22 protein-coding genes and 1 pseudogene are annotated in these 21,002 nt (G+C 69.8%); 9 read left to right on the top strand and 14 right to left on the bottom strand.

Going from position 1 to position 21,002, the window contains the following annotated elements:
* Window positions 1-420 precede the first annotated feature (420 nt).
* The 8 genes from PWG71_RS01900 to PWG71_RS01865 all read right to left on the bottom strand — a co-directional run bounded on the left by PWG71_RS01900 (window position 421) and on the right by PWG71_RS01865 (window position 8,024).
* Window positions 421-1,809, bottom strand: coding sequence for a glycine--tRNA ligase (locus PWG71_RS01900; RefSeq protein ID WP_274807696.1), 1,389 nt, complete (start codon window positions 1,807-1,809; stop codon window positions 421-423).
* 178 nt (window positions 1,810-1,987) lie between these two features.
* Entirely contained in the window at window positions 1,988-2,305 is a 318-nt protein-coding gene (locus tag PWG71_RS01895) for an antibiotic biosynthesis monooxygenase family protein (protein WP_274807695.1), read from the bottom strand.
* 178 nt (window positions 2,306-2,483) lie between these two features.
* Window positions 2,484-4,214 (bottom strand): arginine--tRNA ligase, encoded by a 1,731-nt coding sequence (gene argS / locus PWG71_RS01890; RefSeq protein WP_274807694.1) that lies wholly within the window; start codon window positions 4,212-4,214, stop codon window positions 2,484-2,486.
* 59 nt (window positions 4,215-4,273) lie between these two features.
* Window positions 4,274-5,026, bottom strand: a complete 753-nt coding sequence (locus PWG71_RS01885) for an SDR family oxidoreductase (RefSeq protein ID WP_274807693.1) — start codon at window positions 5,024-5,026, stop codon at window positions 4,274-4,276.
* Window positions 5,016-6,539 (bottom strand): hypothetical protein, encoded by a 1,524-nt coding sequence (locus PWG71_RS01880; protein ID WP_274807692.1) that lies wholly within the window; start codon window positions 6,537-6,539, stop codon window positions 5,016-5,018. Before PWG71_RS01880 ends, PWG71_RS01885 begins: the two co-directional genes overlap by 11 nt.
* On the bottom strand, window positions 6,536-7,033 hold the full coding sequence (gene folK / locus PWG71_RS01875) for a 2-amino-4-hydroxy-6-hydroxymethyldihydropteridine diphosphokinase (RefSeq protein WP_274807691.1): 498 nt from the start codon (window positions 7,031-7,033) through the stop codon (window positions 6,536-6,538). The genes PWG71_RS01880 and folK overlap by 4 nt, the downstream gene beginning before the upstream one ends.
* On the bottom strand, window positions 7,030-7,632 hold the full coding sequence (gene folE / locus PWG71_RS01870; RefSeq protein ID WP_274807690.1) for a GTP cyclohydrolase I FolE: 603 nt from the start codon (window positions 7,630-7,632) through the stop codon (window positions 7,030-7,032). The genes folK and folE overlap by 4 nt, the downstream gene beginning before the upstream one ends.
* Window positions 7,629-8,024, bottom strand: a complete 396-nt coding sequence (locus PWG71_RS01865; protein WP_274807689.1) for a dihydroneopterin aldolase — start codon at window positions 8,022-8,024, stop codon at window positions 7,629-7,631. Before PWG71_RS01865 ends, folE begins: the two co-directional genes overlap by 4 nt.
* Window positions 8,025-8,206: 182 nt before the next feature.
* Here PWG71_RS01865 and PWG71_RS01860 point away from each other — a divergent pair, with 182 nt between their 5' ends.
* The gene (locus tag PWG71_RS01860) at window positions 8,207-9,427 is read left to right on the top strand and encodes a helix-turn-helix domain-containing protein (RefSeq protein ID WP_274807688.1); all 1,221 of its coding nucleotides are present in this window, start codon (window positions 8,207-8,209) and stop codon (window positions 9,425-9,427) included.
* Here PWG71_RS01860 and PWG71_RS01855 read toward each other — a convergent pair.
* From PWG71_RS01855 to PWG71_RS01840, 4 genes and pseudogenes are all read right to left on the bottom strand, one after another.
* The gene (locus PWG71_RS01855) at window positions 9,408-10,199 is read right to left on the bottom strand and encodes an alpha/beta hydrolase family protein (protein WP_274807687.1); all 792 of its coding nucleotides are present in this window, start codon (window positions 10,197-10,199) and stop codon (window positions 9,408-9,410) included. The two genes, PWG71_RS01860 and PWG71_RS01855, sit on opposite strands and share 20 nt — an antisense overlap.
* A gap of 243 nt (window positions 10,200-10,442) precedes the next feature.
* Window positions 10,443-10,601: pseudogene (locus PWG71_RS01850) on the bottom strand (DUF397 domain-containing protein); the annotation flags it as partial.
* Window positions 10,602-10,798: 197 nt separating this feature from the next.
* Window positions 10,799-10,990, bottom strand: a complete 192-nt coding sequence (locus tag PWG71_RS01845; protein WP_274807686.1) for a DUF397 domain-containing protein — start codon at window positions 10,988-10,990, stop codon at window positions 10,799-10,801.
* 10 nt (window positions 10,991-11,000) lie between these two features.
* Window positions 11,001-11,855: a helix-turn-helix domain-containing protein gene (locus tag PWG71_RS01840; protein WP_274807685.1), complete on the bottom strand. Its 855-nt coding sequence runs from the start codon at window positions 11,853-11,855 to the stop codon at window positions 11,001-11,003.
* Window positions 11,856-12,081: 226 nt separating this feature from the next.
* Between PWG71_RS01840 and PWG71_RS01835 the strand changes: the two genes are divergently transcribed.
* Genes PWG71_RS01835 through PWG71_RS01820 form a run of 4 tightly spaced genes read left to right on the top strand, consistent with a single transcriptional unit; the run spans window position 12,082 to window position 13,327 of the window.
* A complete protein-coding gene (locus PWG71_RS01835) occupies window positions 12,082-12,729 on the top strand; it encodes a hypothetical protein (protein WP_274807684.1) in 648 nt (215 codons plus the stop codon).
* Entirely contained in the window at window positions 12,729-12,947 is a 219-nt protein-coding gene (locus tag PWG71_RS01830; RefSeq protein ID WP_274807683.1) for a hypothetical protein, read from the top strand. The genes PWG71_RS01835 and PWG71_RS01830 overlap by 1 nt, the downstream gene beginning before the upstream one ends.
* Window positions 12,944-13,183: a hypothetical protein gene (locus tag PWG71_RS01825; RefSeq protein ID WP_274807682.1), complete on the top strand. Its 240-nt coding sequence runs from the start codon at window positions 12,944-12,946 to the stop codon at window positions 13,181-13,183. Before PWG71_RS01830 ends, PWG71_RS01825 begins: the two co-directional genes overlap by 4 nt.
* A gap of 3 nt (window positions 13,184-13,186) precedes the next feature.
* Window positions 13,187-13,327 (top strand): hypothetical protein, encoded by a 141-nt coding sequence (locus PWG71_RS01820; RefSeq protein WP_274807681.1) that lies wholly within the window; start codon window positions 13,187-13,189, stop codon window positions 13,325-13,327.
* 63 nt (window positions 13,328-13,390) lie between these two features.
* Here PWG71_RS01820 and PWG71_RS01815 read toward each other — a convergent pair whose 3' ends face one another.
* Window positions 13,391-17,077: a CDP-glycerol glycerophosphotransferase family protein gene (locus PWG71_RS01815; RefSeq protein ID WP_274807680.1), complete on the bottom strand. Its 3,687-nt coding sequence runs from the start codon at window positions 17,075-17,077 to the stop codon at window positions 13,391-13,393.
* Between the two features lie 351 nt (window positions 17,078-17,428).
* On the opposite strand from PWG71_RS01815, the gene PWG71_RS01810 reads away from it, so the two are divergent.
* From PWG71_RS01810 to PWG71_RS01795, 4 genes are all read left to right on the top strand, one after another.
* Window positions 17,429-17,800 carry a DUF6703 family protein gene (locus PWG71_RS01810; RefSeq protein ID WP_274807679.1) on the top strand — a complete coding sequence of 124 codons (372 nt, stop codon included), beginning with the start codon at window positions 17,429-17,431 and terminating at the stop codon, window positions 17,798-17,800.
* Window positions 17,801-17,862: 62 nt separating this feature from the next.
* Window positions 17,863-18,699 (top strand): metal ABC transporter ATP-binding protein, encoded by an 837-nt coding sequence (locus tag PWG71_RS01805; RefSeq protein WP_274807678.1) that lies wholly within the window; start codon window positions 17,863-17,865, stop codon window positions 18,697-18,699.
* Window positions 18,692-19,594, top strand: coding sequence for a metal ABC transporter permease (locus PWG71_RS01800; RefSeq protein WP_274807677.1), 903 nt, complete (start codon window positions 18,692-18,694; stop codon window positions 19,592-19,594). The genes PWG71_RS01805 and PWG71_RS01800 overlap by 8 nt, the downstream gene beginning before the upstream one ends.
* On the top strand, window positions 19,591-19,974 hold the full coding sequence (locus PWG71_RS01795) for a Fur family transcriptional regulator (RefSeq protein WP_274807676.1): 384 nt from the start codon (window positions 19,591-19,593) through the stop codon (window positions 19,972-19,974). The genes PWG71_RS01800 and PWG71_RS01795 overlap by 4 nt, the downstream gene beginning before the upstream one ends.
* A 131-nt stretch (window positions 19,975-20,105) precedes the next feature.
* On the opposite strand, the gene PWG71_RS01790 is transcribed toward PWG71_RS01795, so the two are convergent.
* On the bottom strand, window positions 20,106-20,924 hold the full coding sequence (locus PWG71_RS01790) for an SGNH/GDSL hydrolase family protein (protein WP_274807675.1): 819 nt from the start codon (window positions 20,922-20,924) through the stop codon (window positions 20,106-20,108).
* Window positions 20,925-21,002 lie beyond the last annotated feature (78 nt).

Genomic DNA, 21,002 nt, shown 5'->3' with positions numbered 1-21,002 from the left:
GTATGCAAGGACGGGGTGTCGGAGGGAGGGTCGGGCCCGAGGAACGACACCGGGGACGCGTCGTCGGCGATCGCGGATCCCGGCGTCACGATTCGCTTACGCGGTAGGACAAGCAATAACAAACAACCGCGTAACGCCCGTACCCGACCGCTAGGTTGAGGGCAGGCTCCGCCGGTCGTGTGCGATCGGGGGAGCCGAAGAGGCGGCCGGAGACCAATCCCCCCGGGTCCGGCCGTCTCGCCCCCTCATCTCCCGGGAGGCCCCTCGGGCGGAACCGTCGCTCCGGGGACGGACGCGCGCCCGCCACCTCACGGTCCTCGGCCGGGTGTGCCGCCCCGGGGCCGGGGCGGCCTTCGTCCCCCCGGACACACGGCCGCCCGCCCCCTCGTTCGGGGACGGGCGGTCGTCGGCGGCGATCGGTCAGCAGCCGGGCAGGCGCTCGAACAGGTAGGTCTCGACCCGGTCCAGCGACACCCGCTCCTGGGACATGGTGTCGCGCTCGCGCACGGTCACCGCGTCGTCCTCAAGGGTGTCGAAGTCGACCGTGACGCAGAACGGGGTACCGATCTCGTCCTGGCGGCGGTAGCGGCGGCCGATGGCGCCCGCGTCGTCGAACTCCACGTTCCAGCGGCGGCGCAGTCGCGCGGCCAGGTCGCGGGCCTTGGGCGACAGGTCGGCGTTGCGCGACAGCGGCAGCACCGCGGCCTTGACCGGCGCCAGGCGCGGGTCCAGGCGCATCACGGCGCGCTTCTCCAGCTTGCCCTTGGCGTTGGGCGCCTCGTCGACGTTGTAGGCGTCGAGCATGAACGTCAGCACCGCCCGGTCGACACCGGCCGCCGGCTCGATGACGAACGGGGTGTAGCGCTCGTTGTTCTCCTGGTCGAAGTAGGACAGGTCCACACCGGAGGCCTCGGAGTGCGTCTTGAGGTCGTAGTCGGTGCGGTTGGCGATGCCCTCCAGCTCGCCCCACTCACTGCCGACGAAGTTGAACCGGTACTCGATGTCCACGGTCCGCTTGGAGTAGTGGGACAGCTTGTCCTGCGGGTGCTCGTACACGCGCAGGTCGTCCTTGGCGATGCCCAGGTCGAGGTACCACCGCATGCGGGTGTCGATCCAGTACTGGTGCCATTCCTCGTCGGAACCCGGCTTGCAGAAGAACTCCATCTCCATCTGCTCGAACTCGCGGGTCCGGAAGATGAAGTTGCCCGGGGTGATCTCGTTGCGGAACGACTTGCCGATCTGGCCGATGCCGAAGGGGATCTTGCGGCGGGCGCTCTGCTCGACGTTCTTGTAGTTGATGAAGATGCCCTGGGCGGTCTCCGGACGCAGGTAGGCCAGGCCCTTCTCGTCCTGGACCGGGCCCAGGTAGGTGCGGAGCAGGCCGTTGAACATGCGCGGCTCGGTGAAGGAGTTCTTCGCACCGCAGTTGGGGCAGGCGATCGCGGCCAGACCCTCGGCGGGCTCGTGGCCGTGCTTCTCCTCGTAGGCCTCGACGAGGTGGTCGGCGCGGAAGCGCTTGTGGCAGGACTGGCACTCGGTGAGCGGGTCGACGAACTCCCTCACGTGGCCGGAGGCCTCCCAGACCTCGCGGGCCAGGATGACGCTGGAGTCGAGGCCGACGATGTCGTCGCGCTCCTGCACCATCGAACGCCACCACTGGCGCTTGACGTTGTTCTTCAGCTCGACACCCAGCGGGCCGTAGTCCCAGGCGGCGCGCAGCCCACCGTAGATCTCGCTGGAGGGGTAGACCAGACCCCGTCGCTTGGCGAGGTTGACCAGGGCGTCCATTGCCTCTGACTTTGCGGCCATGGGGTGACTCTCCATCCGGCTGGCGGTCGGTGGATCGCGGTGCGCGATACATCGTTCGGTGTACAGGGAAACGGGAGCCGCCCATCGGTACCGGGAGTGGCCACGGTGAGCGCCCGTATCCACCCAGGCTAGAGCACCCGGTGGCCCCGCGCGCACGGCTCCTCCGCGCCGGAATCTGTCAGAAAGCGGGAGGAGGCGGGCCTTCCGGATCGGCGTCGGTCGTGATGATCTCGAACGCGGTCGGTTCGTCCAGGGCACGCGAGAGCAGCGGCACCGCGTTGACCTTGACGTCGAAGTCCGACAGGGCGCGGCGATAGAAACCGGCGCCGTCCCACTCGGTGACCACGGTCCACAGGGTGGGCTCGTCGGCGGCGCGGCCGAGCCGGTGCCCCCGGTAACCGGGACGGCGGGAGAGCACCTCCACCGCCGCAGCGGCGTCGGATCGGAAGGCCTCGGTGTCGGCCTCGGGCACGGAGTAGCGGGTGATGACGATCACGTGCCCATTGTGGCGCACCCGCCGAGCGGGATCGGCCGCCGCCGGCGACCCGCCAGAGCTTCACGCTCGGGTGGATGGATCCCGCGGATGTTGCGGGCCTGGTCCTTTACACGAGCCGCACGCCGGGTGAACGGTGCGGTGTGCGGGACGGGCGTCCGAGCACCCGTCCCGCAACCGGTCACAGCCGCTGGGGTGCCTCGATGCCGAGCAGGTCCAAGCCGCGTTCCAGGACGGTGGCGGTGTGGGCGGCCAACACCAGCCGTGAGGCGCGCACGTCACCGTCGGACTTGAGAACGGGGCACTGTTCGTAGAAGGCGCTGAAGGCGGTGGCCAGCTCGAACAGGTACGTGGCGATGCGGTGTGGTTGAAGGGTGTCCAGGGCGGTGTGGACGGTGTCGCCGAACCGGGCCAGCACCAGCGCCAGGTCCCTCTCGGCCGGCTCGGTCAGCATGACCGCAGAACCGGACTGCGGGACCGTGTCGGCGCGGCGCAGGATGGAGCGGATGCGAGCCAGGGCGTACTGGAGGTAGACGGCGGTGTTGCCGTCCATGGCCAGCATGCGGTCCCAGTCGAAGACGTAGTCCTTGATGCGGTCGGTGGACAGGTCCGCGTACTTGACGGCGCCGATCCCGACCGCGCGGGCGATCTCCTGCCGTTCGGCGTCGGTGAGGTCTTCGCGGTCGGCCACGATCGCGGCCGCGCGCTGAACCCCCTCGTGGAGTAGGTCGGTGAGTTTGAGGGAGGCGCCGGCGCGAGTGCGCAGGATCTTGCCGTCCTCTCCCAGGACGCTGCCGAAGGCGACGTGGTCGGTCTCGGTGGCGGGGCCGACCCAGTCGGCGGTCCGGGCGGCGGCGAAGATGAGCTGGAAGTGCTGGGACTGGGGTGCGCCGACCACGTAGATGAGTCGGTCGCCCTTGAGTTTCTGGGCGCGGTAACGGATGGTGGCCAGGTCGGTGGCGTCGTAGCCATAGCCGCCGTCGCTCTTGCGGACGATGAGCGGTACCGGCTTGTCATCACGGCCGGTGAAACCGTCCAGGAACACGCACAGGGCACCGTCGCTGATCCGGGCCAGCCCGCGGCGGGTGAGTTCGTCGGCGATGTCTGCGAGCACCGGCTGGTAGGTGCTCTCTCCGTGGTAGTCGTCGGGGGTGAGCTTGACGCCGAGCAGGTCGTAGACGGCTTCGATGTGATGTTTGGACTCGGTCAGGAGCCGGCCCCACAAGGCAAGGGTGGCGGGGTCACCTGCTTGGAGGGCGACCACGCGGGCGCGGGCACGGTCGGCGAAAACCTCGTCGCCGTCGAACTTGTCCCGGGCGGCCTTGTAGAAGTCGTTGAGGTCGCTGATGGAGAAGTCGTGCTGGTCGAGGCCTTCGTCGACCAGGTGCTCGACGAGCATGCCGAAGGGGGTTCCCCAGTCACCGAGGTGGTTCTGGCGCACCACCTCGTCACCGGCGAAGGTGTGCAGGCGCACCAGGGCGTCGCCGATGATGGTGGACCGCAGGTGGCCGACATGCATCTCCTTGGCCATGTTGGGGGAGGAGTAGTCCACGATCACCCGGCGCCGCTCAGCGGGAGGCCGATAGCCCAGGTGGGGGTCGGCGGCCAGTGAGGCGGTGTGGGCGCCCAACCAGGCGTCGTCCAGGGTGACGTTGATGAATCCAGGTCCGGCCACTTCGATACGGGCGGCCATCGGCTCCAGGTGCAGGTGGGCCAGGAGTTGGTCGGCGACCTCGCGGGAGGGCCGTCGGAGCCGCTTGGCCAGGGCCATGGCCGCGTTGATCTGGTAGTCGACGCCCACTCGCTGGGAGGGGCGCACGACGGCCTGCTCGACGGTGATGTCCACCTCGAATGCGGCGGCCGCGGCAGCAACGACGCGCTGCCCGAGATCGGCTCCGATATCCCCTGTCACAACATTCCTTACTGTTCGCGCAGTTCATTCCGGGTAGGTGCCCGGTGGTTCTCAGTCTGTCACGCGAGACGGATCGGCCGAGCGTGGTCACAGGGCGGTCCCAGATGTTCGCCCGAGTCCACATGCAAGATCTGCCCGGTCACCGAAGGAGCGTGGTCGAGGAAGAGCAGGGCGGCGGTCAGGTCGTCCAGGCGAGCGGGGGCGCGCAAGGGAGCGCGGGAAGCGGCCAGGTGTTCCAGGTGGGTGCGGTCTCGGCCGGGCGGGGGCAGGACCAGGCCTGGCGCCAGAGCGTTGACGCGAATACGAGGGGCGAGGAGGCGGGCCGCCACAAGGGTGTGGGCGGCCAGGGCGTGTTTGGACAGCTCATATCCGGGCCGCAGCCCGTCCCACAGGCCCAGACGGGCGTCGAGTAGATGCACGACGTGCCCGCCCTGCGGTTCGGGGAGCGCCTGGTACAGCAGAGTGGGGGCGATCAGGTGCACGGCGATGCCTTCGTCGAGGGCCCCCAGATCTTCTAGGGCGTGCGGGCTGGGGAAGGGTGAGGCGTTGTTGACGATCAGCGAGGGCGGGTGATCCGCAGCAGCCAATTCCCGAGCCCAGGTGCGGATCGCGGTCCGGTCGGTGAGGTCGACGCGGTGCAGCACGGTCGGAGTGCGGTGGTCGCGTTCCAGCCGGTCGGCCAAGGGCGCGGCGTCGTGGGTGCGGGTGTGCAGGTGGAGCCCGTAGCCGTGGCAGGCGAGAGTTTGGGCCAGGTGGGCGCCGATTCGGTGCCCGGCGCCGGTGATCAACGCCCACCGGCGCTCACCCGTCACCGGTCGTCCCCTCCCCTGCCGCCATGGAGAGGGCCGTGGTGGTAAGGCCGGCGTGAGCGCGGACGAAAACATCGAACACCTCCCTGTCACCGCCCACATGCCGCATCGGTGACACCAACCGGCCCAGCTTCGCCCGTTCCAGGGTGGTCAGGGTGTGAAGGCGGTCGGCGACGAACATGCCCGTGGCCGGATCGTGGGTCATTCCGGCGACTCCGGCTCTGGCCCCTTCGTTGAGGTGCACCCATGCGGGTCGTTCGGGAGTGCTGTAGGCCGCGCGTATCCGGGCGACCAGATCAGGTGCGAGCGTGGTGGCGAACAGCGGCATCACGTCGATGTCACTGAAAAAGGGATGCCACACACCGTGGGGGTTCACGGTCAGGGATCCGGTTAGTGCCAACCCCACGTGCGCGGCGGTGTCAACGGGTAGTGCGCGGGTCAGGTCGGCCACGATGCGGTGGTGACGAACCCGTTCGGCGCGGTCCTCCTCGTCGGTATAGCGAGAGGTGAGCTGGCAGTACAGCTTCTTGACGACCTCTTGAACGACCCAGTTCGGGGCCCGCTCCACAGTCGCGGCCCGGGCCAGCAGCTCTTCCACCCGGTTCCTGTTGCGCGCACCGGCGGAAAGCACCTGGTTCAGGGCCCGCAACCGGCGCAGACCTGTTTCGTGGGTGCCGGGGGTGATCAGGTCGGCCAAGGCGTCCAAGACCGCTTCGGCCAGACCGGGGCGGACGGCGCCGGGGGTGTCGGGTTGGTCGGTGTCGTACAGGCGCAGCTCGGCCACCAGGCCGGAGAAGGCGTCGGGGAACCGGTCCCAACTGGTGACGGGGGCGTGCCCGCCGTAGGTCGGAGCGGCCACGCGACTGGTGAAACCGGGTTCGACCAGGCTCATCAGGGTCGTCTCTTGTTCGGTCCAGGGCAGGTAGGCGCCTACCTGCCAGGTGTGCACCTGGGCGCCTTGGGCGGCGTAGTTCGCAACCTGGTTGGCGGCGCGGCGGCGTAGAACCTGGGGGGTGTCACCACAGCCGGTGATGCGCTCGAACCGCAGCCGCCGGGCGATCTCCTGTCCCATGGCCAGGTGCAGACCCTGGCTCTGCGGTTCTGGTTCGTCGGGCAGGCAGGCCTGGGCGATCTCCCGCACCCGGCTTTCGTAGGCGGCCGTTTGGACCAGGTCCGACCAGCGCACGATCCGGCACGGCAGGCCGGAGCCGTTCAGCACCCGGCCAAGGGCCGTGTGCAGGCGCGGCCACAAGCGCTCCACCGGGGGCGCGTCGGGGGGAAGCATCCAGCTGCGGTCCACGGCCAGGTCGTCGACGGCGACCACCATTTGCTCCACACCGTGGTCACGCAGCTGGCCCGCACGGTCGGAGCGCAGTAGTGCGGCCAGCTCGTGTACGGGATGAGGGCGCTCGCCGTCCAGGGACGCGAGCACCAGCTCGTCGGTGGGGTGGAAGTGGCCGCCGATGCGTCGGCAGGGCACGCACATGATCGCCAGGGCTGTGGCTTGCCATCTCATGTCGGCGCCTCGACTTTCCTCAGGGCGGTCGTGTCCAGGCGTGCGGCCAGTTCGGTGAAGGCGCATCCGAGTTCGGGGTGGGTGTGTTCACCGATCAGGTCGGCCACGGGGACGGCGACGTGCGCGTACCGGACCAGGTCGGGGTGAGGCAGCCGCAGAGTCGGGGCGATGGTGTCCCCGGCTAGGAGCAGGTCCAGGTCCAGGGTGCGCGAGGTCCACCGGCCGTCCAGGGTGCGGGTGCGGCAGTGCATGACCTCCATCTCACCCAAGAGCTGTTTGAGGTCGCCCAAAGACCGGGGCCAAGGGCGACGTAGTCGCACGGCCAGATTGAGGAAGTCTTCGGCCCCTGCGGGCAAACCAATGGCCGGTGACCGGTACCAGGGGGATACCTCCAGATCCAGACCGTGAGAACGCAGATAGTTCAATGCCGAGGTGATGTGGTGTTCGGGGTCGATGTTGGAGCCGATCCCGATGATCACCATCTCGCGGGTCATCGGCGCGCCCCGGCGAGGTTGAAGAATTCGGTGCGGGTGTGGCCGTCCTTGAGCAGGAGCCCTCGCAGCGACGAGGTGATAGTGGTGGTTCCGGCGGCCTGGACGCCGCGCAGGGTCATGCACATGTGCTCGGCGCGCATGACGACTCCGACCCCCTGGGGCGCGAGGTGGTCATCCAGGTAGATGGCGATCTGCTTGGTCAGGCGTTCCTGGACCTGGAAGCGGCGGGAGAATCTTTCCACCACCCGTGCCAGCTTCGACAGGCCTACGATGCGCTCACCGGGGAGGTAGCCGACCGTGGCCGTGCCGGTGAAGGGCAGACCGTGGTGTTCGCACAGGCTGACGAAGGCGATGTCCTGCTGGACGAGCAGTTCGTCGTACTCCTCGTCGTTGGGGAAGGTCGTCAGGGTGAACTCGCGCGGTCGCAGCAGTTCGTGGTAGGCCGCGGCCATGCGCTCAGGGGTGCGGCAGGTCGATTCCCCGGTGGTGTCCAGCCCGAGGCAATGCAGCATCGCTTCGGCCCCCGCAGCGGCCTGTTCCAGGTCCGTGATCGGCCCTTGTAGGGGCAGAGGGCCCAGGGGAAGTTCGGTGGTGCTCACGGGGACACCGCCTCCGGGGTGTCGGGGGTGAAGTCCGCGGGGGTGCGGGTCAGGGTGATGCCAACGGTGTCGGCGTAGCGCAGCGCACCGGGCTTGGTCACGCGTACCCGCACCGAGGGGGCGCTGTGGTCGGCGGTCACGATGTGGGCGATGCGGGTGGCCAGGGCCTCCACGGTGTAGAACTCGCTGTTCTCCACGGCGGCGATGACGGCCTTGGTGGGGGTGCGGTAGTTCCACGCGTCCGCCAGTTGGTCGCTGTCGCCGGCCAGGGAGGCGTCGGTGGTGATCCACAGGTCGATCACCACATCGCTCAGGCCGCGGCGCTCGTGGCCGCTGCATCCGATTCGGCAGCGCAACCGCAGCCCTTGGATCTCGATCGCGTCTTGGGGCACAGGGGTCCTCGCTTCGCTCGTCGTTGAACCTGCGGGATGGTGAACTCCACTCAACCCCGTCGAGCCGTCCCGGCCCAGAGCACCGGTGACGCACTTTTGTGGCACAGGTGTTGCACAGACCACACCGGGCGGGGTCGGATAGGGGCGACTGCATTCCTCTCAACGGCGGGTGGAGCGATTCGATGACGTCCAGGCGTGAGGCCCTGGCCCGGCAGCGCAAGGCGGCCGGGCACTCCCAGGAAGGTCTGGCCGCGGTCTTGGGTGTGGACCGGTCCACCGTGGCCCGCTGGGAGTCCGGGATCACCACCCCCCACCCGGGGCAACGCACTGCCCTCGCCCAAGCCCTGCATATCACCCGTGATCAGCTGGAAGCGCTGCTCCACCAGCGGTTGCGCACCCCGAACCGTCGCACCGTTCTGGCAGGTGGCGGAGCCCTGGCCGCGACCGCTCTGGCGCTCCCGGTGATCGGATCCCACGACCTGCGCAGGATCCTGGACGTGATCCAGGACGCGCGCCATCGCGTGGGAGAAAGCACCCTGGAGTACTGCGACCGCGCCCTGGATGCGGCCGCGGCCGATGACGGGCTCTACGGTCCCGGATCGGCACTGCCCGGGGTGTTGGGCGTCCTGGCCGTGATCACCGACACCGGTCGCCAGGCGCGCCCCGCACACCGCATACCCCTGTTGCGTGTGGGCGTTCGGGGGGCCGAGCTGGCGGCGTGGTTCTACCGGGACCTCGGCCACCCCGGAGCAGCCGAACAGTGGCGCGACCAGGCCATCGCCTGGGCCCGGCAGTCGGAGGAGCCGACGTTGGAGGCCTACGTTCTCCTGCGACGCGCCCAAGCGGCCTGGGACACCCGCGACGGGGCCACCATGATCACCTTGTCCACCACGGTCCTGGACCGCCGTTGGGGTCTGCCTGCACACGTGCGGGCCGAAGCCCTGCAACAGCAAGCACGGGGCCAAGCCCTGGTGGGCCAACCGGTCAGCAGGATCTCCCGAACCCTGGACCGGGCGGCGGGCCTGCTGGCCTCCAGCGATGGATCCGGGTCACTGTCACAACACTACGGGCGATCTCTGTTCGCCCTCCAGGCGGCGCTGTGCCACGCCGAGGCCGGCCGGGCGGCACACGCAGTCGACCTGTACGCGGAGCACCTGAACCCCCAGGCCTTCTCCCACCGCGACCACGCCTACCTCAGCTCCCTGCATGCCTTGGCCCTGGTCGACGCGGGATATCCGGAGAAGGCGTGCGAGGCCGCGCTGAAGGCCCTACCCGTGGCGCAGGAGGTCGGATCCAAGCGCACGGTGGCCGAGCTGGCCCGGCTGCCCGAGCGGCTGAGGCCGTGGCGCAACCGCTCGGTGGTGCGCGACACCGTCCAAGAACTCACCCTCGCTGCCCGGTGATCCACGTGCGGACCCCTTCGATCACCTCGGCCTGCCACCGCTGTGTCCGGGGCTCGGCATAGGTGGGATCGTCGTGCACCGCGATGCCGTGCTGGGCGCCATCGATCTCCCACAAGCGGACCGGGCCGGAGATCTGTGCCGCCGCACGCCGGGAGCTGTCCACGGGGATGAAGGTGTCGGCGGTGCCGTGCACGATCAGCGTCGGGCACCGCACATCACCCAACGCATGGTCAGGGCGTACGTAGAACACCTCGTTGAGCAGGGCCCGGCCGAGCTTGAACGTCGCCGAGTGGGCGAGGAACCCGTCGCGCAGCAGGGCCGCGCCCTCCTGCGGTGCGATGCGGTCGTTCTCCCAGTACGGCTTGTCGTCGATGAACCGCTTCTTGTACTCGATCAACGGGTTCACCAGGACGAGCGAGTCGACCGCTGCGGAGTGGTGGGCGGCGTAGTAGGCGCACAACCCGCCGCTGAAGCTCGCGCCGAGCACAACGACGCGCCCACCGGCAGACGACGCCAACTCGCGGGCGTGATCGACCGCGGCACGGATGTCATTGACGACTCCGGAGAGGGTGAGGTCTCGTTGGTCTCCCTGGCTGGTGCCGTGACCACGCAGATCGAATCGAAGCGAAGCCGTGCCTGTGGCCGCGAGCCCGTCGGCCATCCGGGCGAAGAACCCGCCCTCCTCCCGGGTGACACCGCCGCCGTGGACCAGGACCGCCACACGGGCAGGGGGCGTGTTGCGGGGAGCGGTGAAGGTTCCGTGCAGTCTCACACCGTCCAGGCTCGCAAATACGGTCTCATGCCCGTGGGCACCGTCTGGTGATGTCGCCACGTCGTTTCTCCGGTTCCGCCTGGGTGCCAGAAAGCTCGCTCGAACAGTACCGCTCACCTCTTCGTGTGTTCTGCCGGGGGAATCACCACCGCGTCCTCCTTCAGCGAGATCGCTGACCGCCCACCGCCGAAAGCGGGGCGGAGACCTCATCTTTACCGTCCCGCACCTTCGTCTTGTGCGAGATCACCAGCGAATGGGGGCCTTGAGCAGAGCGAGCCACTCGACGGGCGCGGTGAAGGCGAGGTGCCCGGCCTCCCGGTTCCGGGTGTCGCGGACGGCGGCCCCACTGGTGGGCAGGTCCGCGACCTCGACACATTCCTGCGCGGTCGTGTTGCACGAGGACTTGCGGAAGGTAAGGGGATAAGGGCTTTCAGCCTGTGTCGTCCCCCGCTCCCGGCCGCCCTGTCCTCATGGGGCCACCGGGTCGCAGAACCTTCCCCGCCCGGTCCCTCCGGGATGCGGTGAGCGCGGGATCATGCTTCTGGCAGGCATGGGCGAGGCCCCGGTCCGTGTGACCGAGGCCTTCGTCCTGTGCGAGGTCAGCCGCGGATGGTGGCCTTCAGCAGAGCGGTCCACTCGACGGCCTCAAAGGTCAGGTGACCAGCCTCGGGATGCTTGGAATCGCGCAGGGCGGCAGCAGACGGGAGGTCGGCGACTTCGACGCAGTCCTGAGTCTGACCGCCGCTGTAGCTGCTCTTGCGGAACGTCATGAGGTGGGATGCTTCAGGCATGGTTGCTTTCTCAGAGGGCTGACAGTCGGGTGCGGATCAGCTCACGTGACTCTTCCACGGACAAGGCGGATGCCTGCACGAAGTCGAACCGGCGCTTGTACTGGCGAACTCGCTCTTCGGACTCCAGGTAGAGCTCTTCGGACACGGCTTCCAGGTACACGAGCGGCGGGTCCGGCATCGGGAACTCCATGATGACGAAGTGGCCCGTCATAGCGGCGTGTGGACCGTGTGCGACCGGGAGAACCTGGATGCCGACGTTCGGGCGGTGGCCGACCTCGACAAGGTACTCCAACTGGTCACGCAGCTCCGGTGTGATGTGAAGGAGCGCCGCCTCGTCGATGACGGTCCAGAACGCGGGTGGGTTGGCTCGGCTGAAAACGGCTTTGCGGAGCATGCGCGCCTCTACCCGACGGTCCACATCGTCCGTTTCGCCCATGGCGCTCGCGACCGCCATGGCCCGCGCGTAGGACTCGGTCTGCAAGAGCCCGGGGATGGTCATCGACTGGTAGGAGCGGATGGAAGACGCCTCTGCTTCCAGGCCGATGAGCTGGCCGGTGCCCAGGACGTTCTCGTAGGTGGCCCACCAGCCCTTTTGGCTGGCTTCCTTGACCAGTCCCGCATAGGCCAGGCGCTCTGACGGACTTGTCACACCGTAGATGTCGAGGAGCAGGTGGACGTCATCGACGGAGAGCCGCTTCCAGTCGCCGGTCTCCAAGCGGTTGATCTTGGACTCTGACCACCCGCGCGCTTTGCCGCTGCGCCGCTTGGCTTCCGCCGCGACGGCTCTTGCGGTGAGTCCGGCTTGTTCGCGCTGCTGGAACAGGAGGCGGCTGAGGCGACGCCGACGCAGGGTCGGGCTGACCAAGGCGAAGTCCTTCCTCGGAGGTCCCGAATCGTGCCCTGATCCTATGCCGACCTTGCTGGAGTCAGACATTTAACGCACCTCGCATCATTACCTGGGAGCCATCGAGAAACTTGCATGGCAATACTAAAACTTGGGGCTTGCAAATTTCTATGGTGGCCACGAACATGGAGGTACGACAGAAGCAGCCGGGCTTCCCATCCGGCACCCTGACCGGAGGTGTGCGCGTATGGCGCGATACCGCTACCTGAACCGCTCCGAACTCGTGGCCGTCCGCCGGCCGGCCTCCGAGGCCCTCCGATGGCGGCGGCCCCGCCGCGCGGCCCGGGCCCGCCTGTACGTCACCCACCCGGGACGCGACATGGTCCCGCTCGCCCTGGTGGTGCGGCAGTGGATCTCCCGGAACACCCCGACGCCGGGGGCGCCCTCGCTCCCGGTTCCCGAGCAGACCGACAACACGGCCTCCACCCGGCCCCGGGTTGCGGAGCCCCGCACCAGCCCGGACCTGCGGCCGAAGCCCTCGGCCACCCCGACCGCAGCCTCGCTCCCGGCCATGAACCCGGTGGACGTCCCGGTCTCGGTGCCGCTCCCGGCCGGGGAGTCGGTGCCCGGCTCGGGATTCACCGCCGCCCTGGCGTCCCGGCCGCGTATCCAGGCCCTGCGCGAGGGCACCCGCTCCCGTACCCGGCCGGGGTCCCCCACGGCCGAGAGCAGGGCGGGGTCCCCCACGGCCAAGAGCAGGGCGGCGGCGCGGTTGCGGGCGCGCACGGCAGCGTTCCGGAACACCGACCACCTGATCGCCGACCGCGACGGTTCGTGGAAGGACGCCATGGCCGCCGCCCGCATCCTGAAGTGGGACCTGGGGAGGGCGGCCTGATGCGGCGCATCTGCGACATCCGCGAGTTCTCCTCCCTCCAGGCCCTCGGGTTCTGGGCGCACGACCACAACGTTCCGCTGCGCTACCTCGGGCCGACCCTGGAGGGCCACGCGGTGTACGCGGCCACGCATGGATGCACCACCCGGGTCGCGGTCACCTCCGGACGCGACCCCCACCCCCTCCCGCTGGTCTGGCGCAGCCCCCTGGAGGTTCTGTGACCACCGAACCCACGCCCCCGGACCCGAGGGTGCGGATGCTGGACGACCTCATCCACGGCCGCTGGACCCTCACCTTGGAGCCCACCTCCGACGGCGGGACGGAGGTGGTCGCCTACCGGCCCCTCGGTTGGACCGGACCGAACCCGCACGAGCGCCTGGCCGCACCCGACCACGCCACCCTGCGGGACCTGTTGGCCCGCCGCCACACCACCGAAGCGACCGACATCGCGGAGTAGGACATGGACGAGCCCGGCTACGGCCCGGCCGACGACCCCATCCCGGACGATCTCACCGAGGAGGAGAAGAACGCCGTCCGCCGCCAGGGCGAATTCCTGGCGTGGCGGCGCTCGGTCCTCGACGACCCGACCGACGACACCTGACCGGGACGAATCAGACCGGGGCGGCGGGCGTGCGCCCGCCGCCCCGGTCGGTCCGTCGGTCCGTCAGTCCGTGCCGAAGACCCGGTCGACGACCCGGCGGGCGGCGCCGCCGTCGTCCAGCGGGCAGAACCGCTCCACGAACTCGCGATAGGCGTCCCGGTTGTCGCGGGCGACGTCGTCGATACCGCGCAGGGCGTCGATGACCTGGTCGGACTCCATCAGCAGCGGCCCGGGCGCGGTCGACTCGAAGTCGAAGTAGAACCCGCGCAGGTTGTCCCGGTAGCCCTCAAGGTCGTAGGTGAAGAAGAGCATGGGCCGGCCGGTGTTGGCGAAGTCGAACATCATCGACGAGTAGTCGGTGATGAGGACGTCGGTGATCAGGAACAGCTCCATGATCTCCGGGTACAGCGACACGTCGTACACGAAGTCCCGGCCGACGATGGGCACGCTGTCCACCACGCGCGGGTGGCGGCGCACCAGCAGCACGTGGTCCTTGCCGAGTTCGTCGTACATGCGTTGCAGGTCCAGGTGCAGATCCAGCTTGTGCTTGCCGCGCGTGTAGTACTTGTCGTCGCGCCAGGTCGGCGCGTACAGCACCACCTTCTTGTCGCCGGGCAGGCCGAGCCGGGCGCGGGTGCGTTCGGCGATGGCGTCCCGTTCCGGCGCGAAGAACACGTCGTTGCGCGGGTAACCGGTCTCCAGGACCTCGCCCTCGAACCGGAAGGCGCTGCGCAGGATGGGGGTCGCCCACGGGCTCGGGGACACCAGGTAGTCCCACTGCCGGGTCTCCCAGGCCAGTTTGTCGAAGTAGTCCCGGGACTTGCCGCGGATGTTCTCCACGTCGAATCCGATGCGCTTGAGCATCGATCCGTGCCAGGTCTGGACGACGGTCTGGTCGGGGTGGCGATGGAACCACGCCGGCTGGCGGGAGTTGGTGACCAGGTACCGGGTGCGGGCCAGGCCCTCGTAGTACTCCCGGCCCCGGTGCCGGACGCGGGTGAGATCGTCGGGCAGGCTCACCTGACCGTCGGCGACCAGCCACGACATGGGGCGGTCGGCCCAACTCCCCCGGCGACGCAGCTCGGCGTAGATGCTCTGCGGACTGTCGGAGTACTGGCGGCCGGTGTAGGTGTCGAAGAGGACGCCGTCGACGATCGGTTCGAGGCGCTGGGCGGGGTAGAAGCGCTCGCGCAGCTCGCGCTGGGCGAACGTGCCCTGTTCCGCGGGGCGCAGATCGCTGCCCACCTGGAGGACCGGGATGCCCCTTCCCTGGTAGGAGAGGGTGTAGGAGCGCTCGGAGGTCTGCATCGCCAGGGGCAGCGCGGCGAGGAGGGCCTCGGCGAACTCCACGCCGACGTCGACCGCCTCCGCGGAGTCCTCGGATCCCACGCGCGCCCACAGCTGGTAGGCGCCGGCGGACAGGGACAGGTCACCGGACAGGGTCCGGATGTCGGCGGGGGCGAACCGGGCGGTGAAACGGTCTCCCGAACGCTCCACGGTCAGCGCGTGCTCCTCGTCACGGCCGCGCGCCTTGGCGACCAGGGCGAGGTCGGCGGCGGCCCGGAAGGCACCGGACAGCAGCAGGTGGCGTCCCTCCCAACGGGCCTCCTCGACGGAGGGGCGGGCGTGACCGGCACGCAGCCTCAGGTGTCCGGTGACCGAGCGGAGCACGGCCAGCTCCCGATGGCCGCTCTCGTCGGCGTAGGCGGCAGGGGCGACGTCGTCCGGCAGGACCGGGGCGAGGGGCGACCCGTCCGGGCCGACCAGGTGGACGTCCCACTCCTCCTGGCGGATGACGCCGCCGCATTCGGTGACACTGTGCGCGAACAGCTCCGAGGCCGCGATCCGACTCTCGAAGCGGCCGCCCTCGACGGTGAGCGGCAGGGAGAGCACGGCGGTGCCCGGTCGGCGGGTCAGCAGCAGTTCGGTGGCCTCGGTGGCGGGGGCGGAGAGCGCTTCACCGCGGATCTCCAGTGCGCCGCCGCGGTCGTCGAAGCGGTGTGCGGTGATCCGGGCCCGGCAGGGCTCGATACCGATGACCAGCTGTTGGTCCCGGTTCCAGTACGGACGGATCCACACGTCCTCGTCGACCTGCCGGTAGCCGGGTCGCTTGGCCGGACCGGGGACCGGGTTGGAGACGATCCGTCGCCGGTTGATGCCCCGGTTGAGGACGGACAGCTCGATCCTCCAGTCCGAGGCGTCCCAGCGGCCGGAGTCGCGCAGCCGACGGGGGTCCACGATGACGGTGAAGCCGCCGTAGTCGTGACGGGCGGCGTCGAGGACGTCGGGCAGCCGGTACTCGGCGGCGAGCCGGATCCGTACGGGCAGACGGACCCGGCGGCGGCCGTCGGAGCGTACGGCGAAGGCGGTGACGTGCTGGTGCCAGCGGCGGTGGGCCCGCAGGTGGCGGATGCCCAGGCGGCCGCGGATGTGCAGGCGGCCGTCCTCCCAGGAGATCTCCTCGGTCTTCTGGCGGACCTTGACGTCCTCGTCGATCCGGTAGATCTCGCGGGGGACGGCCTTGGCCGGGTCGTCGGATTCGAAGAAGGGGTAGCGGATGTAGTAGCCGAACCCGCGTCGGACCAGGGTGGCCTTCTTGAGCTCGACGCTCTTGGCGAAGGTGGCCACCTCCAGCACGTCCTCGACGCGGTGTTCGCGGACCAGGTGGTACAGGAGGCGGTCCAGCACGCCCAGGTCGTGGATCAGGCGTGCCGGGACGTGGTCGAGGTAGGTGGCGAGGAGACCGATCGCGGTGACGCGGATCGCCTCGTCGGCGTCGTCGAGCCGCATCAGGAGCCGGCGCAGCTCACCCTGGAGGAGGGTGGTGTCCCACAGCCGGCGGTCGTGGGCGGCCAGGTCCTCGGAGAGGCGGGTCATGGCCGTGAGACGGCGGGTGAGCGTCTCCTCGTCCAGGGGCAGCGCGGTCCGTTCGCGGCGGCGCATGAGCAGGACCGGTCCGGGCAGGACGTCCACGGTGCGGGCGGACAGGACGGCACGGCGCAGCCCGAGGTCGGCGTCGTCGGGGTGCAGGCCGTGGTCGGTGAGCGAGTCCCAGAGTTCGCGGCTCCAGAGCCTGTTGCCCAGGGTCCCGTCCGAGACCAGGCCGGGGATGTTCCGGGGATCCTCGGCCAGGCGCGGGCGGCCGCAGTATCCACGGTGCCGTTTGGAGGGGGCGGCACCGAGTTCGTCGAACATGTACACGTTGCCGACGACGAGGTCGGAGCGGCTGTCGAGGGCGCCGCGCGTGAGGTAGGACAGCGCGTAGCCGGTGAGGGCGTCCGAGCCTTCGAGGAAGAGCAGATGGGTGCCGTGGGCCGCGGCCGCGCCGCGGGCCCGGGCGGTGGGGGCGTCCGGGGCGGGGTCTCCGGGCAGGAGGGTGACGGTGAGCCCGGCGGGGGGCGCGGAGGCGAAGGCGGCGGCGACGGCGACGGCGTCCTCCGACTCGGCGACGGCCTCGTCCCCCTGGTCGTTCTCTTCTCCCTGCGGGGTGGTGGAGCCCGCTTCGGCCTCGGCCTCCTCCTCTTCGAGGGCGTCCTCGGGGCCGAGGTCGGCGTCGCCGCCCTCCGGCCGTTCGACCATGGTCTCGGGGGCGGTGCGGATGGGAACGAGGACGACCTCGATCCCGCCGTCCTCGTCGGACGCGGAAGCCCGGCTCCCCGGTGTCCCGTCCTGACGGGCCAAGGAGTCGAGGCAGTGCTGCAGATGGGGTTCGGTGACGTCGAACGTCACGACGACTGTCGGTTCGGGCACGGAAGTTGACACCCTCCGGAGGGTTCGCGGCCGCGGACGACGCGCGGGACCCGACAGGCGCGGTTCACGCGTGGACGACACGGCGGTGAAGACTTTTCGTATTCATATTCTCACCCTTGGTGAGCGATCTCTCTGTGGAGAGGCCCACTCCGGGGGATGGGGAGGGCGCGGGGCCGGTCTGAGTCGACATCGGCGGCGCGCCCGGACCCTGCGTTAGGGTTTCGATCCACAAGTATCACAGGCTCGGGGTGCGGTCGCTCCGTGCGGGTATCGGTCGTGTGACGACGGCGAACGGCTCACCCGCCCCGGCCGTCGGTACGGTGACGACCCCCAGGAGCGGAACGGACGCCCATGACCCCTCCCCTGCACGGTGGCGAACAGTCGAGCGAGGACGGGGGGCGCCCCCTCCCCCCTGGTGAATCCCTGTACACCCCGGGCGCGGGCCCGCTGCGGCGCGCCGTGGAGCGGCGCAGCGCGGTGCCCCTGGTGTGGCTGCACCGGGCGCCGCGCTGGTTCTCCCCCCTGATCCTGGGGGTGTTGTTCGTCACCGGCCTGCTGGCGCCCGGGGTGGCGGGTGCGTTGTGCCTGACGCCGGTGGCGCTCTTCCTGGCCTGGCTGGCGTATCTGGCCTGGCCCGGCATGGACCCGCGCCGGCGGGTCCCCCGGGTGTTGGTGGTGGTCGTGATCACGGTGCTCGCCGTGGCACGTTTCCTGGGTTTTTGAGCCGGTCGCACACGAAACCCGAGAGTTTTGACAATCATTTTCGTTTTCGTGATAATGAGGTCGTGCACGCCCAGATCGAGGACGCCGACGTCCCACCCGCCTTCGAGGTCACCGACGCCCGCGTCGCCTACGACGGTGTCCCCGTCCTGGACGGGGTGAACGTCGGGATACCCCGGGGCCGGACCGTCGCCCTCCTGGGGCCGAACGGATCGGGCAAGTCCACGCTCGTGCGCGCGATGCTCGGCATCGTGCCCCTCACCTCAGGTGGGATCCGCGTCCACGGCACGCCGCTGTCCCGGTTCCGCGACTGGCGTCGGATCGGTTACGTCCCCCAGCGCCTCACCGCGGGCGGGGCCGTGCCCGCCACGGTGCGCGAGATCGTCTCCTCCGGGCAGGTCGCCGCGCGCCGACGGTTCTCCCTGCCCACCCGGGCCGACCGGGCCGCCGTCGACGAGGCGCTGGCCGCCGTCGATCTGACCGATCTGGCCAAGGCCTCGGTGCGAGAGCTCTCGGGCGGCCAGCAGCAGCGCGTGCTCATCGCCCGCGCCCTGGCCGGGCGTCCCGACACCTTCGTCATGGACGAGCCCATGGCCGGAGTCGACGCCGAGAACCAGCGCGCGCTCGCCCGTATCATCGCCCGCCTGCGCGAACGGGACGCCACCGTCATCCTGGTCCTGCACGAACTGGGGCCGTTGGAGGAGGTCATCGAGCGCACCGTGGCCCTGGAGTCGGGCCGGATCGTGCACGATGGCGCCCCGCTCCTGCCGACCGGCGAGTGCGCCCGCCCCGGCCACGAGCACCAGCACCCCCACCCCGACCCCAACGACCCCGACCCGCGGGCCGCCGAGCGGCCCTCCCCCGCGGACCTGATGAGACTTGAGGTACCCGGCCGTGATTGACCTGCTCCAGTACGAATTCATGCGGCGGGCCCTGGTGGCCGCGGTACTGGTCGGCCTGATCGCCCCGGTCATCGGTACGTACCTCGTCCAACGGCGGTTGGCGCTGCTGGGCGACGGGATCGGGCACGTCGCCCTGACCGGGGTGGCCCTGGGCCTGCTCACCGGCACCTCTCCGGTGCTCACCGCCGCGCTGGTGTCGATGGTCGGCGCCGTGCTCATCGAGGTGATGCGGGTGCGCACCCGCACCACGGGGGACGCGGCCCTGGCCCTGCTGTTCTACGGGGGCATCGCGGGCGGTGTGCTCCTCATCGGTTTGACCCCCGGCGCGAACAACTCCACCCTGACCGGATTCCTGTTCGGTTCGGTGAGCACCGTGGGCGAGGAGGACCTGTGGGTGGTGGCGGTGCTCGCGCTGGGTGTGGCCGCCGTCGTGGCCGTGTTCGGCCGTGAGCTGTTCGTCCTGTGCCAGGACGAGGACGTGGCCAGGGCGCACGGGTTGCCGGTGCGTTTCCTGAGCGTCCTGCTCGCCGTCACCGCGGCGTTGACCGTGGTGATCGCGATGCGCGTGGTGGGATTGCTCATGGTGAGCGCCCTCATGATCGTGCCGGTGGTCGCCGCCCAGCAGCTCACCCGCAGCTTCCGGGTGACGATGGCGCTGGCCGTGGTGATCGGACTGCTGTCCTCGTTGGGCGGTCTGAGTGTCGCGGCCCAGGTCGATCTGGCCCCGGGCGCCACGATCGTGCTGCTGGCACTGGCCGTCTTCGTGGTGGCCGTGGGGGTGGGCGGCGTGCTGCGCCGCGCCTCCGGCCGCAGGGCCGCGGGCGCCCGGCCCCCCGTGATGGCCGGCGCGGTCGGTACGATGCCCGAGAGCGACCGAGGGAGGGTGAGCCGATGAGTACGACACGACGTGAGGCGGTCCGTCAGGCGCTGAACGCGTCCGCCGGTTTCCGCAGTGCCCAGGATCTGTACGCGGACCTGCGCGCCGACGGTTCCAAGATCGGGCTGACCACCGTCTACCGCGCCCTACAGGCGTTGAGCGATTCCGGTGAGATCGACGTGCTGCGCACCGACGACGGCGAGGCCGTCTACCGCGCCTGCGACAGCGGGAGTCACCATCACCACCTGGTGTGCCGGGTGTGCTCCACCGCCGTCGAGGTGGAGGGGCCGACCGTGGAACGCTGGGCCGCGGAGATGGGTGAGGCGCACGGGTTCACCGACGTCACCCACAGCGTGGAGATCTTCGGTACCTGCGCCTCCTGCTCCCGGCTCTCCTGAGAGGGCCCGGCGCGGGTGTGCCGGGAGGATGATCGATCCCGGTGAGGCCGCCGGGCGGGGCCGCCCCACCGGGGATCCGGCGGCGGTCCCGCCGCCGGATCATCTCGATCATCCGTTGGGGGCGCGGCCCCTCAGTGGTCGGGGCGCAGCGGTTCCAGGGCCGGGCGCTTGGGGCTGACGTCGTCTCCGGAGGAGCGTCCGGTCAGCCGGCGGTGGATCCACGGCATCAGGAACTCCCGGGCCCAGTACAGGTCCTCCTGGCGGGCGGCGCGCCAGGCCCGGGGCTCCGCAGGCGGCCAGGGCTCGTTCCAGTCGCCTTCGAGGGGGACGCCGAGCACCTCGCACACGCGCAGCGCCAACCGGCGGTGGCCTTCGGGGGACAGGTGGAGTCGGTCCCAGTTCCAGGCGCGGGGATCGTCGAGGATCCGCATGCTCCACACGTCCACCACGTCGCAGCCGTACCGGTCGGCGACGGCGCGCATGTGCATGTTGTAGGTGGCGATCTTGCCGCGCAGGTGGCGCATGACCGGCTGCCAGTTGGTGTCGAACCCGGTGAAGACGACGACGCGCGCGCCGGTGCCCGCGAGCCCCGCGATCGCCTCCTCGAAGAGGGCGGCCACCGCGTCGGGGTCCGAACCGGGACGGATGATGTCGTTGCCGCCGGCGCAGATGGTGATGAGGTCGGGGGAGAGCTCGACGGCGCGGGGCAGTTGCTCTTCGAGGATCTGTCCGATGAGCCTGCCGCGCACGGCGAGATTGGCGTAGCGCACCTCGCCGACGTGGTCGGTGAGGTGTTCGGCCACGCGATCGGCCCACCCGCGATAGCGACCGTTGGGCACGGTGTCGCTGTCGGGGTAGGGGTCGCTCATGCCCTCGGTGAAACTGTCACCGAGGGCCACGTAGGACAGGATGTCCCTGTCGGTGAGGTCGTTCGTCCCAAAGCCGCTCATGGTCAGTGATCATGCAACTCCGCGCCATGGTTACGCGACAGTAGGTTGCTGATTCGTCCACTTTTGGGTTGGACGTCA

The organism is Nocardiopsis sp. N85 (assembly GCF_028882275.1).
Taxonomy (GTDB): Bacteria; Actinomycetota; Actinomycetes; order Streptosporangiales; family Streptosporangiaceae; genus Nocardiopsis; species Nocardiopsis lambiniae.
Note: the sequence above shows the minus strand (reverse complement) of the source record. Positions and strands in the feature narration are given on the sequence as shown.

Bases quoted from the DNA above. Each gene is read 5' to 3' on its own strand.
- PWG71_RS01835 (WP_274807684.1), top strand. From the start codon at position 12,082: ATGGCGCGATACCGCTACCTGAACCGCTCCGAACTCGTGGCCGTCCGC.
- PWG71_RS01860 (WP_274807688.1), top strand. From the start codon at position 8,207: ATGACGTCCAGGCGTGAGGCCCTGGCCCGGCAGCGCAAGGCGGCCGGG.
- PWG71_RS01900 (WP_274807696.1), bottom strand. From the start codon at position 1,809: ATGGCCGCAAAGTCAGAGGCAATGGACGCCCTGGTCAACCTCGCCAAG.
- PWG71_RS01845 (WP_274807686.1), bottom strand. From the start codon at position 10,990: ATGCCTGAAGCATCCCACCTCATGACGTTCCGCAAGAGCAGCTACAGC.
- PWG71_RS01830 (WP_274807683.1), top strand. From the start codon at position 12,729: ATGCGGCGCATCTGCGACATCCGCGAGTTCTCCTCCCTCCAGGCCCTC.
- PWG71_RS01820 (WP_274807681.1), top strand. From the start codon at position 13,187: ATGGACGAGCCCGGCTACGGCCCGGCCGACGACCCCATCCCGGACGAT.
- PWG71_RS01810 (WP_274807679.1), top strand. From the start codon at position 17,429: ATGACCCCTCCCCTGCACGGTGGCGAACAGTCGAGCGAGGACGGGGGG.
- PWG71_RS01790 (WP_274807675.1), bottom strand. From the start codon at position 20,924: ATGAGCGGCTTTGGGACGAACGACCTCACCGACAGGGACATCCTGTCC.
- folK (WP_274807691.1), bottom strand. From the start codon at position 7,033: ATGACCCGCGAGATGGTGATCATCGGGATCGGCTCCAACATCGACCCC.
- PWG71_RS01795 (WP_274807676.1), top strand. From the start codon at position 19,591: ATGAGTACGACACGACGTGAGGCGGTCCGTCAGGCGCTGAACGCGTCC.
- PWG71_RS01880 (WP_274807692.1), bottom strand. From the start codon at position 6,539: ATGAGATGGCAAGCCACAGCCCTGGCGATCATGTGCGTGCCCTGCCGA.